The 15,673-nt window shown below is 70.9% G+C and carries 11 protein-coding genes; 9 read left to right on the plus strand and 2 right to left on the minus strand.

What is annotated here, in order from left to right:
• Positions 1 to 8: 8 nt before the first annotated feature.
• Positions 9 to 746 (minus strand): class I SAM-dependent methyltransferase, encoded by a 738-nt coding sequence (locus ACZ5U5_RS07005; RefSeq protein WP_469017430.1) that lies wholly within the window; start codon positions 744 to 746, stop codon positions 9 to 11.
• 156 nt (positions 747 to 902) lie between these two features.
• Between ACZ5U5_RS07005 and cobT the strand changes: the two genes are divergently transcribed.
• The 3 genes from cobT to ACZ5U5_RS07020 all read left to right on the plus strand — a co-directional run bounded on the left by cobT (position 903) and on the right by ACZ5U5_RS07020 (position 4,661).
• A complete protein-coding gene (gene cobT, locus ACZ5U5_RS07010; protein WP_469017433.1) occupies positions 903 to 2,048 on the plus strand; it encodes a nicotinate-nucleotide--dimethylbenzimidazole phosphoribosyltransferase in 1,146 nt (381 codons plus the stop codon).
• A gap of 127 nt (positions 2,049 to 2,175) precedes the next feature.
• A complete protein-coding gene (locus ACZ5U5_RS07015; protein WP_469017436.1) occupies positions 2,176 to 3,924 on the plus strand; it encodes a phosphatidylglycerol lysyltransferase domain-containing protein in 1,749 nt (582 codons plus the stop codon).
• Positions 3,921 to 4,661 carry a hypothetical protein gene (locus ACZ5U5_RS07020; RefSeq protein ID WP_469017438.1) on the plus strand — a complete coding sequence of 247 codons (741 nt, stop codon included), beginning with the start codon at positions 3,921 to 3,923 and terminating at the stop codon, positions 4,659 to 4,661. Before ACZ5U5_RS07015 ends, ACZ5U5_RS07020 begins: the two co-directional genes overlap by 4 nt.
• Here the strand turns inward: ACZ5U5_RS07020 and ACZ5U5_RS07025 are convergent.
• Positions 4,598 to 5,365 (minus strand): hypothetical protein, encoded by a 768-nt coding sequence (locus ACZ5U5_RS07025; protein WP_469017440.1) that lies wholly within the window; start codon positions 5,363 to 5,365, stop codon positions 4,598 to 4,600. The genes ACZ5U5_RS07020 and ACZ5U5_RS07025 overlap by 64 nt on opposite strands.
• A 530-nt stretch (positions 5,366 to 5,895) precedes the next feature.
• Between ACZ5U5_RS07025 and ACZ5U5_RS07030 the strand changes: the two genes are divergently transcribed.
• The 6 genes from ACZ5U5_RS07030 (at position 5,896) to aceE (ending at position 15,648) form a co-directional block, all read left to right on the plus strand.
• A complete protein-coding gene (locus tag ACZ5U5_RS07030) occupies positions 5,896 to 6,678 on the plus strand; it encodes an adenosylcobinamide-GDP ribazoletransferase (protein WP_469017443.1) in 783 nt (260 codons plus the stop codon).
• Positions 6,679 to 6,846: 168 nt separating this feature from the next.
• Positions 6,847 to 8,379, plus strand: coding sequence for a leucyl aminopeptidase (locus tag ACZ5U5_RS07035; protein ID WP_469017446.1), 1,533 nt, complete (start codon positions 6,847 to 6,849; stop codon positions 8,377 to 8,379).
• A 302-nt stretch (positions 8,380 to 8,681) separates the two neighbouring features.
• The gene (gene lpdA / locus ACZ5U5_RS07040) at positions 8,682 to 10,070 is read left to right on the plus strand and encodes a dihydrolipoyl dehydrogenase (protein WP_469017448.1); all 1,389 of its coding nucleotides are present in this window, start codon (positions 8,682 to 8,684) and stop codon (positions 10,068 to 10,070) included.
• Positions 10,071 to 10,132: 62 nt separating this feature from the next.
• Entirely contained in the window at positions 10,133 to 11,890 is a 1,758-nt protein-coding gene (sucB, locus tag ACZ5U5_RS07045) for a 2-oxoglutarate dehydrogenase, E2 component, dihydrolipoamide succinyltransferase (RefSeq protein WP_469017451.1), read from the plus strand.
• Between the two features lie 150 nt (positions 11,891 to 12,040).
• Complete coding sequence (locus ACZ5U5_RS07050; RefSeq protein WP_469017453.1) at positions 12,041 to 12,664, plus strand: GntR family transcriptional regulator; 624 nt, start codon at positions 12,041 to 12,043, stop codon at positions 12,662 to 12,664.
• A gap of 287 nt (positions 12,665 to 12,951) precedes the next feature.
• Complete coding sequence (gene aceE / locus ACZ5U5_RS07055; RefSeq protein WP_469017456.1) at positions 12,952 to 15,648, plus strand: pyruvate dehydrogenase (acetyl-transferring), homodimeric type; 2,697 nt, start codon at positions 12,952 to 12,954, stop codon at positions 15,646 to 15,648.
• The last annotated feature ends 25 nt before the right edge of the window (positions 15,649 to 15,673 follow it).

The following is a 15,673-nucleotide window of genomic DNA, read 5'->3' on the forward strand; positions in this document are numbered from 1 at the left end:
CCGGCCGTTCAGGCGGTGGGGTTGCGGCGGGCGATGATCCGGTAGGCGTTGGAGAAGCGGGTGCGGCTCACCAAGGGGGCGAGGATCCGGTCGGCCAGGGCCGCCGCGGCCAGGAGCGGCACCGCGACACGGGCGGCCGCACGGATACGGCCGAGGGTGACGGCGAGCCGCGCGGTCAGGTCGAAGGGGATGTGCGGCTCGCGCCGGTCGGTGGCCACGACGGTGTAGCCGAGGCTCTCCAGCTCGGCGTGCAGGGCATCGGGCGGGATGCGGTGGTAGGGCTGGGGCCTGATCCATCCCGTGTCGAGGATCCTGGCGTACCGGCTGCGCGGCACGGGGACCTCGATCATCAGATGGCCGCCGGGCCGCAACACCGTGCGGGCTGCGATGAGTTCGATGCGCGGATCGGCGCTGCGCTCCAGGTAGTGGAACATGCTCAGCGCGTCGTAACGCCCCGCGAGCTTCGGCGCCAGGTCGGCGAGCAGCCCGCGGTGGGCCTCCTCGACACGGCCGGCCCTGCGGCCTTCCTCCACGCGCCCGGTGAGGTCGAGGCCGTCGAAGGAGGTGTACGGATGCACTTCCTGCGCGACGGCAGGGAAGTGACCGAGCCCGGTCTCGACGTCCAGCCAGCTCTCGGGCTCGATGAACCGGCCCATCGCGCGGGCCCGAGCCCGGTGGCGGCGGGTGGAGCACGGGACGGCGAAGATCTTCTCTGCCTGGGCGGCGGCGGCCTGGGCGGCGTCCATGGGCGTGGCGGGCTCCTTCGTCGGGCGGCGCGGATGCATGTGGCTCGACAATGCGCACCAAACGGTACGTAAGGGATTATTCATGCCGACGCAACGACACCGGGGAGGGCCGGGCCGTCTGACTCGCCGCCAAGCCCTGCCGGTACTGTTCGGCGAATGAGCTCGCTGAATCTCGACGACTTCACCGACCTGATCGAGCGGCCCGACGGCGGGATCCGCCGCGACGCCGAGGAGCGCAGGGAACGGCAGAGCGTGCCGCCCGGAGCGCTCGGCCGCCTGGACGAGCTGGCCGAGTGGCTCTCCGCGGCCCAGTCATCGGTGCCGGTCAAGCCGATCGAGCGACCGCGCGTGATCCTCTTCGCCGGTGACCACGGGGTCGCGGGCCTCGATGTGTCCGCGAGGCCCGCGGGCAGCGCGGCCGAACTCGTGCGCGCCGTACTCTCCGGCGCCAGCCCCGTGTCCGTTCTCGCGCGCCGTCTCGATGTGCCCGTCCGGGTCGTCGACATGGCCCTGGACTGCGACCCGGCCGAGCTTCCCGCGGAGGTCGCGGGGCATCGGGTGCGGCGCGGCTCGGGTCGCGTCGACATCGAGGACGCGCTGACGACGGAGGAGGCCGAGGCCGCGGTGCGGGCCGGGATGGCCGTCGCCGACGAGGAGGCCGACTCCGGGACGGACCTGGTCGTGCTCGGCGATGTGAGCGTCGGCGGCACGACGCCCGCGGCGACGCTGGTCGCCGCGCTGTGCGGAACCGACGCTTCCGTGGTCACCGGGCGGGGCGGCTCGCCGATCGACGACCTCGCGTGGATGCGCAAGTGCGCGGCGGTACGGGATTCACTGCGGCGGGCGCGGCCCGTACTCGGGGATCAGCTGGAGCTGCTCGCGACGGTGGGCGGTGCGGACATCGCCGCCATGACCGGGTTCCTGCTGCAGTGCGCGGTTCGGCGCACGCCGGTCGTCCTGGACGGCGTGGTGGCCTCGGCCGCGGCACTCGTGGCCCAGCGGGTCGCCTTCCGGGCGCCGGACTGGTGGCTCGCGGGGCACAACAGCGGGGAGCCCGCGCAGGCCAAGGCCCTGGACCGGATGGCACTCGACCCGGTGCTCGAACAGGGCGTACAGATCGGCGAGGGTGTGGGCGCGCTGCTCGCGCTGCCGCTGGTGCGGGCCGCGGCGGCGCTCTCGGCCGAGCTGCCGGAACACAAGCCGGAGCCGGAGCCGGAGGCCACCGCCGAGCCGGAGGCCGAGCCCCGCGCCGAAGCCGCCCCCGAGGTGCCGCCCAGAGCCGGGGACCCCGAAGCGGAGTAGGCGGCACAATCCGAAGCGGAGTAGGCGGCACATCCGACGCGGAGTGAGCGGCGCGTCCGAAGCCGGTTGAGCGGCGCGTCCCCGCGCAGCCGGTGACGGCCCGGCGTGCCCCATATGATCCCTTTTCATGGGAGATGAGCAAACTACTGCCGGGCGCCGTCAGCGCCTCGCCGCGGCCTTCAGCGTCTGGTACCTCCGCGCCGTCACCTTCATCAACTTCCTGAGCGCGGTCTGGGTCTCCCTCGGGCAGGATCTGCGGCGGCACAACACCGAGAACTACTTCACGCCCTATCTGCTCACCGCGGGCTTCGCCTCCGGCGCGTTCACGATGTTCCTGGCGATCACGATGCGCCGCCGCAAACGGGCCGCCTGGATCCTCAACCTCGTGCTCAGCGGGCTCTTTCTGCTCCTCTTCGCGTTCGCGATGGTCTTCCCGGAGATCCGCCGGCACGCGCAGAACTGGATCTCCCTCGTCCTGACCGCCGCTTTCGTCGCCGCGCTGATCGTCGGGCGGCGCGAGTTCTACGCCAAGGGCGACCGCTCCAACCCGAAACTCGCCGCGGCCGTCGCCGTCGGCGGGCTGCTCGTGACCTCGCTGATCGCCGCGCTCCTGGTCACCGTCACCAACAACGCGCACGACGAGGGCCGTTCGACCTTCCTCGACCGCTGGCGCTACGGCGCGATGCGCCTGGTCTCGCTGGCCGCCGACGACCGGCGCTTCGAGGGCGTCACCACGCCCGGCTGGGTCAACGTCACCATCAACGTGCTCAGCACCCTCCTCCTCCTGGCCGTCCTGTACGCGGCGTTCCGCTCGCGCAAGGCGGTCGACCCGCTCACCGAGGACGACGAGCGCAAACTGCACGAACTGCTCGACAAGTACGGCGAACGCGACTCGCTCGGCTACTTCGCGCTGCGCCGCGAGAAGAGCGTCGTGTGGTCGCAGAGCGGCAAGGCCGCGGTCGCCTACCGGGTCGTCGGCGGTGTGTCCCTGGCCTCCGGCGATCCCATCGGGGACCCGGAGGCCTGGCCCGGCGCCATCGAACCCTGGCTCGCCGACGCCCGTGAGCACGGCTGGATCCCGGCCGTGATGGGTGCGAGCGAGGAGGCGGGCACGATCTACGCCCGGCATGGCCTGGACGCGCTCGAACTGGGGGACGAAGCCATCGTCGAGACTGCTGAGTTCACGCTGGAGGGGCGGGCCATGCGGTCGGTCCGTCAGGCGTACAACCGGGTCAAGAGGGCCGGTTACGAGGTGCGCATCCGGCGCCACGAGGACATCCCCGCCGACGAGATGACGTACCTGCTCGCGCGGGCCGACGACTGGCGTGACGGGGCCACCGAGCGGGGCTTCTCCATGGCGCTCGGGCGGCTCGGCGATCCCACGGACGGGCGGTGCGTGATGCTCGAATGCACCGATGGCGACGGCGAGTTGCGGGCCGTCCTCTCCTTCGTGCCGTGGGGGCCGAACGGGCTCTCGCTCGACCTGATGCGGCGTGACCGCGACTCCGAGAACGGCCTGATGGAGTTCATGGTCATCGAACTGCTCCAGCGCGCCGGCGAGATCAAGATCACTCAGGTCTCCCTCAACTTCGCGATGTTCAGGTCGGTCTTCGAACGTGGCTCGCGGCTCGGCGCGGGCCCGGTCCTGCGGCTGTGGCGCTCACTGCTCACCTTCTTCTCGCGGTGGTGGCAGATCGAGTCGCTGTACCGCGCCAACGCGAAGTACCGCCCGATCTGGGAGCCCCGCTTCCTTCTCTTCGAGAAGAGCGGTGACCTGCCGCGCATCGGTCTCGCGTCGGCCCGCGCGGAGGGCTTCCTGGAAGCGCCGGGCCTGCCGAAGTGGCTGCACCGCAAGCACCTGGAGTCCCGACGATGAACGCCCCCGCCCCGGCCCCCGCCCGGCCGGCCCGGTCCGGCCGACTGGCCCGCCTGGCCAGGGCCGAGTGGGGGCCGCTGTACGCCGCCATACGGGAGGGCGTCGCCGGGCGGTGGTGGCGGGCGGCGCCCATGACACTGGCCGCGGTCTGCCTCACCGCCCTGCTCCAGTTCACACAGAACCAGTCCTGGGGCTATCAGTTCGTACAGAACATCGGCTCCGTACGGGCCGACGACCCGCTCTGGCTCGCCCTCCTTCGCACCCCGCTCTCCCTCTTCGTGCCCGCGCTCGACCTGCCCGTCTGGGGTGCGCTCGCGCAGATCCTGCTGGTGTTCGGCATCGCGGAGATCTGCGTCGGCTGGTGGCGCACGCTCGTCGTCGGCTACGCGGCCACCCTCGCGGGCACGCTCTACGCGCGCGTGGGCATCGCGTGGGGGCCGGGCCACCCGCTGGGGCTCCCCGCGTCCGACGCGCAGGTCGTCGACACCGGGCCGTCCGCCGCCGTGGTCGGCCTCGCGGTGTACGTGTGCTGGCGGTACCGGGCCTGGTGCACGGCCGGGCTCGTCATCGCCGCGATGGTCGTGGAAGTGATCGTCAAGGACAACCTCGCGGGCAGAGAGCATCTGGCGGCGATCGCGGCCGTGCTGGTGCTGTGCGCCTGCTCGGAGGTGCTTCAGTGGCGTGGCGGGTGGCTGCGGGGCAGTTCCGGGTCGGGTCTGCCGCCGATCACGTCCTGAATCCTGCGGCGCGGTCCGGCCCAGCGGCGGTCGTGGTGGAAGGCGCGCAGGCCCGATCGGGCGCGGGCACGGGGCCGGTTGCGGTAGAAGCGCCTGGCCCATGCCGATCCGGGGCGGGCGAGGCGGATCGCTCCCACCAGCGCGACCAGCGGGATCACCACGCCGATGAGGGCCGTCCGCAGCTTTCCCTTGGCCAGGGCGACCAGGGCGAAGCAGCAGTTGACGGCGATGTTCAGGGCGAAGCCCGCGCGGTTGCCGCGTTCCTCGGGCGTCAGGTCGTTCACGCCGAACGGCGTGAAGCCGGTGAGGATGAGGACCACCAAGGCCGCGGTGAGCATCACGACCTCGACGCTCTTACGGCCCTGTTCGCCCCAGTAGACGTCGTCCAGGTAGAGGATCAGGGCGAACTCGTCGAGCACGAGACCGGCGCCGATGCCGAAGATGACCGCCGCGAACATCGAGGCGAGGCTGTGCCGGCCCGCGGCGACCGCCCAGAAACCGCCGACGAGCATGAGGAAGATGCCCGGTACGACGTGGTGGATGTGGACGTCTCCCGAGCTGATGTTCCGGAAGGGGCCCTTGCCCGCGCGGATGAGGCGCGTGATGGTCCGCGTGACGAGGAAGCAGCCCACGAAGGAGAGCAGGGCCAGGAGCAGCGGGAGCTTTCCCGGCTCCGTGATGTTCCGGTACCACCAGTCGGCCATGGGCCCATCCTGGGCCGGGGGCCTGGTTGCCGCATTTCGCCGCAGGCGGGTGGGTGCTGTGGGTGCTCCCCTGCGTCACCGCTTCCCCGTACCGGCCGCTTCTCTGCGTCGCTGCTGCCCCGTACCGGCCGCTGCCCTGCGTCGCTGCTGCTGCCCTGCACTGCTGCGCGTCGCTGCTGCCCTGCGTCGCCGCTTTCCGTACCGGCCGCTTCCCTGCGTCGCTGCTGCCCTGCGTCGCCGCTTCGCGGCGAATCTTTCCCACCCACCCACCCGATTGCCCCGGGGCGATAGGCGGGTGGGCGGGAGAGCCTGTTCGGCCAGGGGCGGATGCGGGGTAAACGGGCGGGTGGGCGGGAGAGCCTGTTCGACCAGGGACGGATGCGGGTGAACGGGCGGGTGGGCGGGAGAGGCTGTTCGGCCAGTGCGGGTGCGGGGTGAACGGGTGGGTGGGTGGGAGAGGCTGTTCGGTCAGGGGCGGATGCGGGGGCGCTCCGTTCAGGCCCGGCGCAGCCCCCGGTACTGTTCCGGCCGTGCCCCGAACCTCCCCCGCCGACGGCCTTCGCTTTGCCTTCGGGACCCTCACCGCGCTTCCGGTCCGCGTCGCCAAGTGGGATCGTGACGCCGCCCGCAGCGGCATGCTCTGCGCGCCGCTGGCCGGGCTGGTCGTCGGGGGCTGCGCAGCCGCGCTCGGCGCCTCGCTCCTGGCCCTCGGGGCGGGCCCGCTGCCGGCAGCCGTGGCCACCGCCGCCGTACCGGCGGCACTCACCCGCGGCCTCCACCTCGACGGCCTCGCCGACACCGCCGACGGGCTCGGCAGCGCCAAGCCGGCCGACGAGGCGCTCCGCATCATGAAGCAGTCCGACGTCGGCCCCTTCGGCGTCATCACGCTGCTCTTCGTCCTGCTCGCCCAAGTGGCCGTCCTCTTCCAGCTCTACGAGGCCTCCTGGACCCGGGGCGCGCTCGCCGCGGTCGTCTCGGCGGCCGCGGCCCGCCTCGCCCTCACCCTGGCCGCCCGCAAGGGTGTCCCGCCGGCCCGCCCGGAGGGGCTCGGGGCCGCGGTGGCGGGAACGGTCCCCCGGGGTGCGGCTCTGCTCGCGACGGCACTGGTCACCGCCGTATCCGCCCTCGCCGCCGTGCCCTTCGGGGCGCAGGACGCGGTGCAGTACGCGGCGGCCGTCCTCCTCGCCGTCTGCGCCGCCGAACTCCTCCTGCGGCACTGCGTCCGCCGTTTCGGTGGCATCACCGGAGATGTCTTCGGCGCACTCGCCGAGACCGCGGCCACGACGGCTCTGGTCGTCCTCGCCCTCGGCTGAAACATAAATGCGCCGACACGAACGGATGAATCTGCGCCGACACGATCGAACGGGCGCGACGCGCGTAGGCTCATGTCCGGCGCCTTTCCGGCCCGTTCTAGGCTGGCGCCGGGCGGGTCGACCCACCCCATCGGCCAAGGAACTCAACGGAAGCGAGAATTCACCACCGTGACTGCTCTGACTCTCAGCACTGCCGCCGCGTCCGGCCTCCGTGCCGACGCGATCGTCGTCGGCGTCGCGAAGGGCGCCAAGGGTCCGGTCGTCGCACCGGGCGCCGAGGCCGTGGACAAGGCGTACGACGGCAAGCTCGCCTCCGTCCTGGAGACCCTCGGTGCCTCGGGCGCCGAGGGCGAGGTGACCAAGTTGCCCGCCCCGTCCGGCTTCAAGGCCCCGGTCGTCGTCGCGGTCGGCCTCGGCACGGTGCCGGAGAAGGACGAGACGTACGGCACCGACGCCCTGCGCCGCGCCGCCGGTACCGCCGCGCGCGCCCTGTCCGGCTCGAAGAAGGCCGCGTTCGCGCTGCCCTCCGAGGACGCCGAGGACACCGGCGCGATCGCCGAGGGCGCGCTGCTCGGCGCGTACGCCTTCGACGCGTACAAGGAAAACGGTTCCTCGAACGGCAAGAACAGCAAGGACGCCAAGGGTCCGCTCGCTGAGATCGCCCTGCTGGGCGGCAAGCCGCGCGACAAGGCGTACAAGGCCGCCGTCGAGCGCGCCACCGCCCTGACCGAGGAGCTCAACCGCGCCCGCGACCTCGTCAACACCCCGCCGAACGACCTGAACCCCGAGGCCTTCGCCGCGGTCGCCACCGCGGCCGCCAAGGAGCACGGCATCAAGATCCAGGTCCTGGACGAGAAGGCGCTCACCAAGGGCGGCTTCGGCGGCATCCTCGGCGTCGGTGTCGGCTCGGACGCCCCGCCGCGCCTGGTGAAGCTCTCGTACACCTCGTCCAAGGCGAAGAAGCACCTCGCCTTCGTCGGCAAGGGCATCACGTACGACTCGGGCGGCATCTCGCTGAAGCCCGCCGGTCACAACGAGACCATGAAGTGCGACATGGCCGGTGCCGCCGCCGTCTTCGCGGCCGTCGTCACTGCCGCGCGCCTGGGCCTCGAGGTGAACGTCACCGGCTGGCTGGCGCTGGCCGAGAACATGCCGTCCGGCTCCGCGACCCGCCCCGGCGACGTCCTGCGGATGTACAGCGGCAAGACCGTCGAGGTCCTGAACACCGACGCCGAGGGCCGTCTGGTCCTGGCCGACGCGCTCGCCAAGGCCTCCGAGGACAAGCCCGACGCGATCGTCGACGTGGCCACGCTGACCGGCGCGATGATGATGGCGCTCGGCAGCCGCACCTTCGGCATCATGGCCAACGACGACGCGTTCCGCGCCGCGATCCACGACGCCTCCGAGGAGGCGGGCGAGCCCTCCTGGCCGATGCCGCTGCCCGACCACCTGCGCAAGGGCATGGACTCCCCCACCGCCGACATCGCCAACATGGGCGAGCGCATGGGCGGCGGTCTGGTGGCCGGTCTCTTCCTGCAGGAGTTCATCGGCGAGGGCATCACCTGGGCGCACCTGGACATCGCGGGCCCGGCCTTCAACGAGGGCGGCCCGTTCGGCTACACGCCCAAGGGCGGCACCGGCACCGCGGTCCGCACCCTGGTCCGTCTCGCGGAGCGCACGGCCGCGGGCGACCTCGGCTGACCGGCTGATCTGTCGTACGCAGGCAGGGCCCGGACGTCCAGATGTCCGGGCCCTGCCTGATTTCGCCCTCAACGAAATCCGTACGTTCATACGCCTGAGTAACGCCCTCACGTGGCGAATCAGACATCTCACAGCCCGGCCCGCCGTCCCACCTCTCGCCGACAAGTGCGAAGATGGGTTCTCGGCAGGACAGGGCCCCCACCACAGGGCCGAAACAAGAGCGGCCGATACCAGCCGACCGACCGGTCGTCCCCCGCGAAAAAGGGGTCCGGCGTACGGCGCACATGCATGGAGGACGTGACGTGGCGAACGACGCCAGCACCGTTTTCGACCTAGTGATCCTCGGCGGCGGTAGCGGCGGTTACGCCGCGGCACTGCGCGCGTCGCAGCTGGGCCTGGACGTCGCCCTGATCGAGAAGGGCAAGGTCGGCGGCACCTGCCTGCACAACGGCTGCATCCCGACGAAGGCGCTGCTGCACGCCGGTGAGATCGCCGACCAGGCTCGCGAGGCCGGCCAGTTCGGCGTGAAGGCCACCTTCGAGGGCATCGACATGGCGGCCGTCCACAAGTACAAGGACGACGTGATCTCCGGGCTCTACAAGGGCCTGCAGGGACTCATCGCCTCGCGCAAGCTGACGTACATCGAGGGTGAGGGCAAGCTCTCGTCCCCGACCTCGGTGGACGTGAACGGCCAGCGCATCCAGGGCCGCCACGTGCTCCTCGCGACCGGCTCCGTGCCGAAGTCGCTGCCGGGCCTGGAGATCGACGGCAACCGCATCATCTCCTCGGACCACGCGCTGACCCTGGACCGCGTGCCGAAGTCCGCGATCATCCTGGGCGGCGGCGTCATCGGCGTCGAGTTCGCCTCGGCGTGGAAGTCCTTCGGTTCCGAGGTCACCGTCGTCGAGGGCCTCAAGCACCTCGTGCCGGTCGAGGACGAGAACTCCTCGAAGCTTCTTGAGCGCGCGTTCCGCAAGCGCGGCATCAAGTTCAACCTCGGCACCTTCTTCGAGAAGGCCGAGTACACGCAGGACGGCGTCCGCGTGACCCTCGCCGACGGCAAGACCTTCGACGCCGAGGTGCTGCTCGTCGCCATCGGCCGTGGCCCCGTCTCCGCCGGTCTCGGCTACGAGGAGCAGGGCGTCGCGATGGACCGCGGCTTCGTCCTCGTCGACGAGTACATGCAGACCAACGTCCCGACCGTCTCGGCCGTGGGCGACCTGGTCCCGACGCTCCAGCTCGCGCACGTCGGCTTCGCCGAGGGCATCCTGGTGGCGGAGCGCCTGGCCGGTCTCAAGACCGTCCCGATCGACTACGACGGCGTGCCGAAGGTGACGTACTGCCACCCCGAGGTCGCCTCCGTGGGCATCACCGAGGCCAAGGCCAAGGAGATCTACGGCGCGGACAAGGTCGTCGCCCTCAAGTACAGCCTGGCGGGCAACGGCAAGAGCAAGATCCTCAAGACCGCGGGCGAGATCAAGCTCGTCCAGGTCAAGGACGGTGCCGTGGTCGGCGTCCACATGGTCGGCGACCGCATGGGCGAGCAGGTGGGCGAAGCCCAGCTGATCTACAACTGGGAGGCGCTGCCGGCCGAGGTCGCCCAGCTCATCCACGCCCACCCGACGCAGAACGAGGCCATGGGCGAGGCCCACCTGGCCCTCGCGGGCAAGCCGCTGCACTCCCACGACTGACCTTCGGTCACTCGGGCGCGACGACCAGACTTCCGCAATTTTCGTAAGGAGCAACTGAAACCATGGCGGTTTCCGTATCCCTTCCGGCGCTCGGCGAGAGCGTCACCGAGGGCACTGTCACCCGTTGGCTGAAGGCCGAGGGCGAGCGCGTCGAGGCCGACGAGCCGTTGCTCGAGGTCTCGACCGACAAGGTCGACACCGAGATCCCCTCCCCGGCCGCAGGCATCCTGGCCTCCATCAAGGTCGCCGAGGACGAGACCGTCGAGGTCGGCGCCGAGCTGGCCGTCATCGACGACGGCTCCGGCGACGCGGGTGGCTCGGCCGCCCCGGCGCAGGCCGAGGCCCCGGCCGCCCCCGCCCAGGAGGAGGCCCCCCAGCAGCAGGAGGCCCCGGCCCAGGCCGAGGCGCCCGCCGCCCCCGCTCCGTCCGGCGGTTCCGCCGAGGGCACCGACGTCACGCTGCCCGCACTGGGCGAGTCGGTCACCGAGGGCACCGTCACCCGTTGGCTGAAGGAGGTCGGCGAGGAGGTCGCGGAGGACGAGCCCCTGCTCGAGGTCTCCACGGACAAGGTCGACACCGAGATCCCCTCCCCGGCCGCGGGCGTGCTGCTCGAGATCGTCGTGGGCGAGGACGAGACCGCTGAGGTCGGCGCCAAGCTCGCCGTCATCGGTGCTCCCGGTGCCGCTCCGGCTCCGGCCAAGGAGGAGGCCCCGGCCGCCCCCGCGCAGCAGGAGGCCCCCAAGCAGGAGGCCCCGAAGCAGGAGGCCGCCCCGGCTCCCGCCCCGGCCCCGGCGCAGCCCGCCGCCCCGGCGCAGCCCGCGGCTCCGGCTCAGCCCGCCGCGGCCGCTCCGGCTGCCCCCGCCGCCCCCGCCGCTCCGGCCTCCCCGGCCGATGAGGGCGCGTACGTCACGCCGCTGGTCCGCAAGCTCGCGGGTGAGCACGGCGTGAGCCTCGGGGACGTCAAGGGCACCGGCGTCGGTGGCCGTATCCGCAAGCAGGACGTCATCGCGGCCGCCGAGGCCAAGAAGTCGGCTCCGGCTCCGGCCGCCGCCGCTGCCCCGGCCGGTGCGAAGGCTCCGTCCATCGAGGCGTCCCCGCTGCGCGGCCAGACCGTCAAGATGACCCGCATGCGCAAGGTCATCGGCGACAACATGATGAAGGCGCTGCACTCGCAGGCCCAGCTGACCTCGGTCGTCGAGGTCGACATCACGAAGCTGATGAAGCTGCGCGCCAAGGCGAAGGACGCGTTCGCGGCCCGTGAGGGCGTCAAGCTCTCCCCGATGCCGTTCTTCGTCAAGGCCGCCGCCCAGGCGCTGAAGGCCCACCCGGTCGTCAACGCCCGGATCAACGACGACGAGGGCACCATCACGTACTTCGACTCGGAGAACATCGGCATCGCCGTTGACGCCGAGAAGGGTCTGATGACGCCGGTCATCAAGGGTGCGGGCGACCTGAACATCGCCGGTATCTCCAAGAAGACCGCCGAGCTGGCCGGCAAGGCCCGTGGCGGTGGCCTCACCCCGGACGACATGTCCGGCGCCACCTTCACGGTCTCCAACACCGGTTCGCGCGGTGCCCTGTTCGACACGGTCATCGTGCCGCCGAACCAGGCCGCGATCCTCGGCATCGGTGCCACGGTGAAGCGTCCGGTCGTCATCAACCACCCGGACCTCGGCGAGACCATCGCCGTGCGGGACATGACGTACCTCTCGCTCTCCTACGACCACCGTCTGGTGGACGGCGCTGACGCCGCCCGCTACCTGACCACGGTCAAGGCGATCCTTGAGGCCGGCGAGTTCGAGGTCGAGCTCGGCCTGTAGTTCCACGGCCCGTAGTCATACGGCGCCAGGGCTGTAAGACTCGTCTCATCAGCACGTACGCCCCCGTTCGGAGGTTTCCGAGCGGGGGCGTCGCCGTATTGTCTAGGGGTCACCACGCCCTGGGGCGCTGCCCCCGCCGGAGGAGCCCACATGACCGCGCCCGTCGTTCACTCGCTGCGCGAACAGATCCGCGAGCACATCGTGGAGGGGATCGTCAGCGGGCGCTGGCAGCCGGGCGAGCGGATCGTGGAGCGGCGGATCGCCGTCGAGCTGGAGGTCTCGCAGACTCCCGTACGGGAAGCCCTGCGCGAGCTTGAGACGCTGCGGCTCATCGAGTCGGCGCCCAACAAGGGCGTCCGCGTACGGAACTTGACCGCCGCGGACCTGGAGGAGAGCTACCCCGTCCGCGCGGGTCTTGAGGCCATCGCGGCCGAACTCGCGGCGGAGAGCCTGGCCGCGGACTGCTCGGCCCTCGAACCCCATGTCGCCGCACTGTACGAGGCGGACCGGGCCGCCGACGGCACCGCGCAGGTGCGGCACACGGTCGGTTTCCACCGGGAGTTGGTGCGGGCGGCGGACAACTCCGTCCTGCTGCACACCTGGGAGGGGCTCGGCATCGAGGTCTTCACCGCCCTTTCGATCCGATGGCTCGGGACGGTGCAGCAGTCGTACGCCGAGGAGCACGAGGCCCTCGTCACGGCCTTCCGGCAGCGGGACCCCGCCATCGCCGAGCTGGTGAAGGCCCACGTACTGGGCTGCGCGCCGCGTCCTTGACGCTCCCCGCGGGCTCGCGCTCATCCGTGACATGCCCGCTCATACGTGCTCCCACCTGCGACGATCCTTGCATTCGAAGGCACCGCGTGCCCGCATTAATGGCACCGGATGCCTACTTTCTGAATATGAAGGAATTTTCGCCTTCAACCCTTTGATCGATCATCGATCACGGAGTTAGAGTCTCCGACGGGCTCCCACCCGAGCCTTACGCCCTGTCCTGCCAAAGACCTAGGGCACCCCACCCCTTACCGAACAGGGGACCCCCTCCGACTCAGGAAGGCGGCGACATGACCGACCCCTCCGCAATCCAGCCGAGCGAGCTCGACCAGCTCCCGGACCGCGACCCCGAGGAGACCGCCGAATGGCAGGCCTCCCTGGACGCCGTTACCCAGGCGGCCGGGCCGCACCGTGCTGCATACCTGATGCGCCGCACGCTGGAGCGCGCCGAGGGCGCGGGCCTGGCGCTGCCCAAGCTCCTTGAGACCGACTACGTCAACACCATCCCCACCTCCGCCGAGCCGGCGATCGAGGGCGACGAGGCGCTGGAGCAGCGCATAGCCGCGTGGAACCGCTGGAACGCGGCCGCGATGGTGACCAGGGGCAGCAAACACGGCGTCGGCGGCCACATCGCCACCTTCGCCTCCGCCGCCTGGCTGTACGAGACGGGCTTCAACCACTTCTTCCAGGGCAAGGAGGGGGACGGCTCCGGCGACCAGCTCTACATCCAGGGCCACGCATCCCCCGGCATCTACGCCCGCGCCTTCCTCGACGGCCGCCTGAACGAGGCGCAGCTCGACAACTTCCGCCAGGAGGCGGGTGGCAACGGCCTGCCGTCCTACCCGCACCCGCGCCGCCTGCCCTGGCTGTGGGAGTTCCCGACCGTGTCGATGGGTCTGGGTCCGCTCTCCGCGATCTACCAGGCGCGCTTCAACCGGTACCTCTCCAACCGCGGCATCAAGGACGTCTCCGCCTCGCACGTGTGGGCGTTCCTCGGTGACGGCGAGATGGACGAGCCCGAGTCGACGGCTGCCCTCGCCCTGGCCGCGCGTGAGGGTCTCGACAACCTCACGTACGTCATCAACTGCAACCTGCAGCGCCTCGACGGCCCGGTCCGCGCCAACTTCCGCGTGGTCCAGGAGCTGGAGGCCCAGTTCCGCGGTGCGGGCTGGAACGTCATCAAGGTGCTGTGGGGCAACGCCTGGGACGAGCTGTTCCAGCTCGACACCAACGGCGCGCTCGTACGCCGCCTGCGCGAGGTGCCGGACGCGCAGTTCCAGACGTACGCGACCCGCGACGCCGCCTACATCCGCGAGCACTTCTTCGGTGCCGAGCCCGCCCTCGTCGAGCTGGGCAAGCTGCTCAGCGACGACAAGATCAGCGAGTGCTTCCACCTCTCGCGCGGCGGCCACGAGGCCCGCAAGGTCTACGCGGCCTACCGTGCGGCGCTCACCCACAAGGGCGCGCCGACCGTAATCCTCGCGCAGACGGTCAAGGGCTTCACGCTGGGCAAGGGCTTCGAGTCCAAGAACGCCAACCACCAGATGAAGAAGCTCACGGTGGACGAGTTCAAGGACATGCGCGACCTCCTTGAGCTGCCGATCTCCGACAGCCAGTTCGTCGACGGCGTGGTGCCTTACGGCCACCCGGGCGCCGATTCCCCCGAGGTCCGCTACCTCCAGGAGCGCCGTGCCGCCCTCGGCGGTCCGGCCCCGGCCCGCCGCACGCAGCCCCTCTCCCCGCTGCCCGCCCCGGCCGACAAGGCGTTCGCCTCGTTCGACAAGGGCTCCGGCTCGCAGTCGATCGCGACGACCATGGCCTTCGTACGCCTCGTCAAGGACCTGATCCGCGACAAGGAGTCCGGCAAGCGCTGGGTGCCGATCGTCCCCGACGAGGCGCGCACCTTCGGCATGGAGTCGCTCTTCCCGTCGCTCGGCATCTACTCGCCCAAGGGCCAGACGTACGAGCCGGTCGACCGCGACCAGCTCATGTACTACCGCGAGGCGAAGGACGGCCAGATCCTCAACGAGGGGATCACCGAGGCCGGGTCGATGGCGGACTTCATCGCCGCGTCGACGTCGTACGCGACGCACGGCGAAGCCATGATCCCGTTCTACATCTTCTACTCGATGTTCGGCTGGCAGCGCACGGCCGACCAGATGTGGCAGCTCGGCGACCAGCTCGGCCGCGGCTTCCTCGTCGGCGCCACCGCAGGGCGTACGACGCTGACGGGTGAGGGTCTGCAGCACGCGGACGGTCACTCGCCGGTGATCGCCGCGACGAACCCCGCCGCCATGTCGTACGACCCGGCGTTCGCCTACGAGGTCGCGGCGATCGTCAAGGACGGTCTGCGCCGGATGTACGGCGAGGCCGCCCCCGGTGAGGACCAGAACGTCTTCTACTACCTCACCGTCTACAACGAGCCGATGCCGCAGCCCGCGAAGCCCGCGGGTGTGGACGAGGGCATCGTGAAGGGCCTGTACCGCTTCAACACGGCTGAGACGGCTGGTCTTTCGGCCGCCGCCAACGCCGCGCGCATCCAGCTGATCGGTTCGGGCACGGCCATCCACTGGACCCTCGCGGCCCAGAAGATGCTTGCCGAGGAGTGGGGTGTGGCCGCCGACGTGTGGTCCGCGACCTCGTGGACCGAGCTGCGCCGCGACGCCCTGGAGGCGGACGAGGCGATCCTCCGCGGCGAGGAGCGGATTCCTTACGTGCGTACGGCGCTCGACGGTGCGCAGGGTCCCGTCCTTGCGGTCTCCGACTACATGCGGCAGGTGCCGGACCAGATCGCGCAGTGGGTCGAGCAGGACTACTCGTCCCTGGGTGCGGACGGCTTCGGCCTCTCCGACACGCGTGACGCGGCCCGTCGCCACTTCGGCATCGACGCGGAGTCGATCGTCGTGGCCTCGCTGGCGCAGCTTGCACGCCGTGGCGAGGTTCCCGCTTCCGCGGTGAAGGAAGCTCGGGCCAAGTACGGTCTGTAGCGGTTTGTGGCCTTCGCTTGATGCG

The organism is Streptomyces sp. NPDC033177 (assembly GCF_055577715.1).

Excerpts from the sequence above, each read along its gene's own strand:
- ACZ5U5_RS07025 (WP_469017440.1), bottom strand. The coding sequence starts at position 5,365 with ATGGCCGACTGGTGGTACCGGAACATCACGGAGCCGGGAAAGCTCCCG.
- cobT (WP_469017433.1), top strand. The coding sequence starts at position 903 with ATGAGCTCGCTGAATCTCGACGACTTCACCGACCTGATCGAGCGGCCC.
- ACZ5U5_RS07015 (WP_469017436.1), top strand. The coding sequence starts at position 2,176 with ATGGGAGATGAGCAAACTACTGCCGGGCGCCGTCAGCGCCTCGCCGCG.
- ACZ5U5_RS07050 (WP_469017453.1), top strand. The coding sequence starts at position 12,041 with ATGACCGCGCCCGTCGTTCACTCGCTGCGCGAACAGATCCGCGAGCAC.
- ACZ5U5_RS07020 (WP_469017438.1), top strand. The coding sequence starts at position 3,921 with ATGAACGCCCCCGCCCCGGCCCCCGCCCGGCCGGCCCGGTCCGGCCGA.
- sucB (WP_469017451.1), top strand. The coding sequence starts at position 10,133 with ATGGCGGTTTCCGTATCCCTTCCGGCGCTCGGCGAGAGCGTCACCGAG.
- ACZ5U5_RS07005 (WP_469017430.1), bottom strand. The coding sequence starts at position 746 with ATGGACGCCGCCCAGGCCGCCGCCGCCCAGGCAGAGAAGATCTTCGCC.
- aceE (WP_469017456.1), top strand. The coding sequence starts at position 12,952 with ATGACCGACCCCTCCGCAATCCAGCCGAGCGAGCTCGACCAGCTCCCG.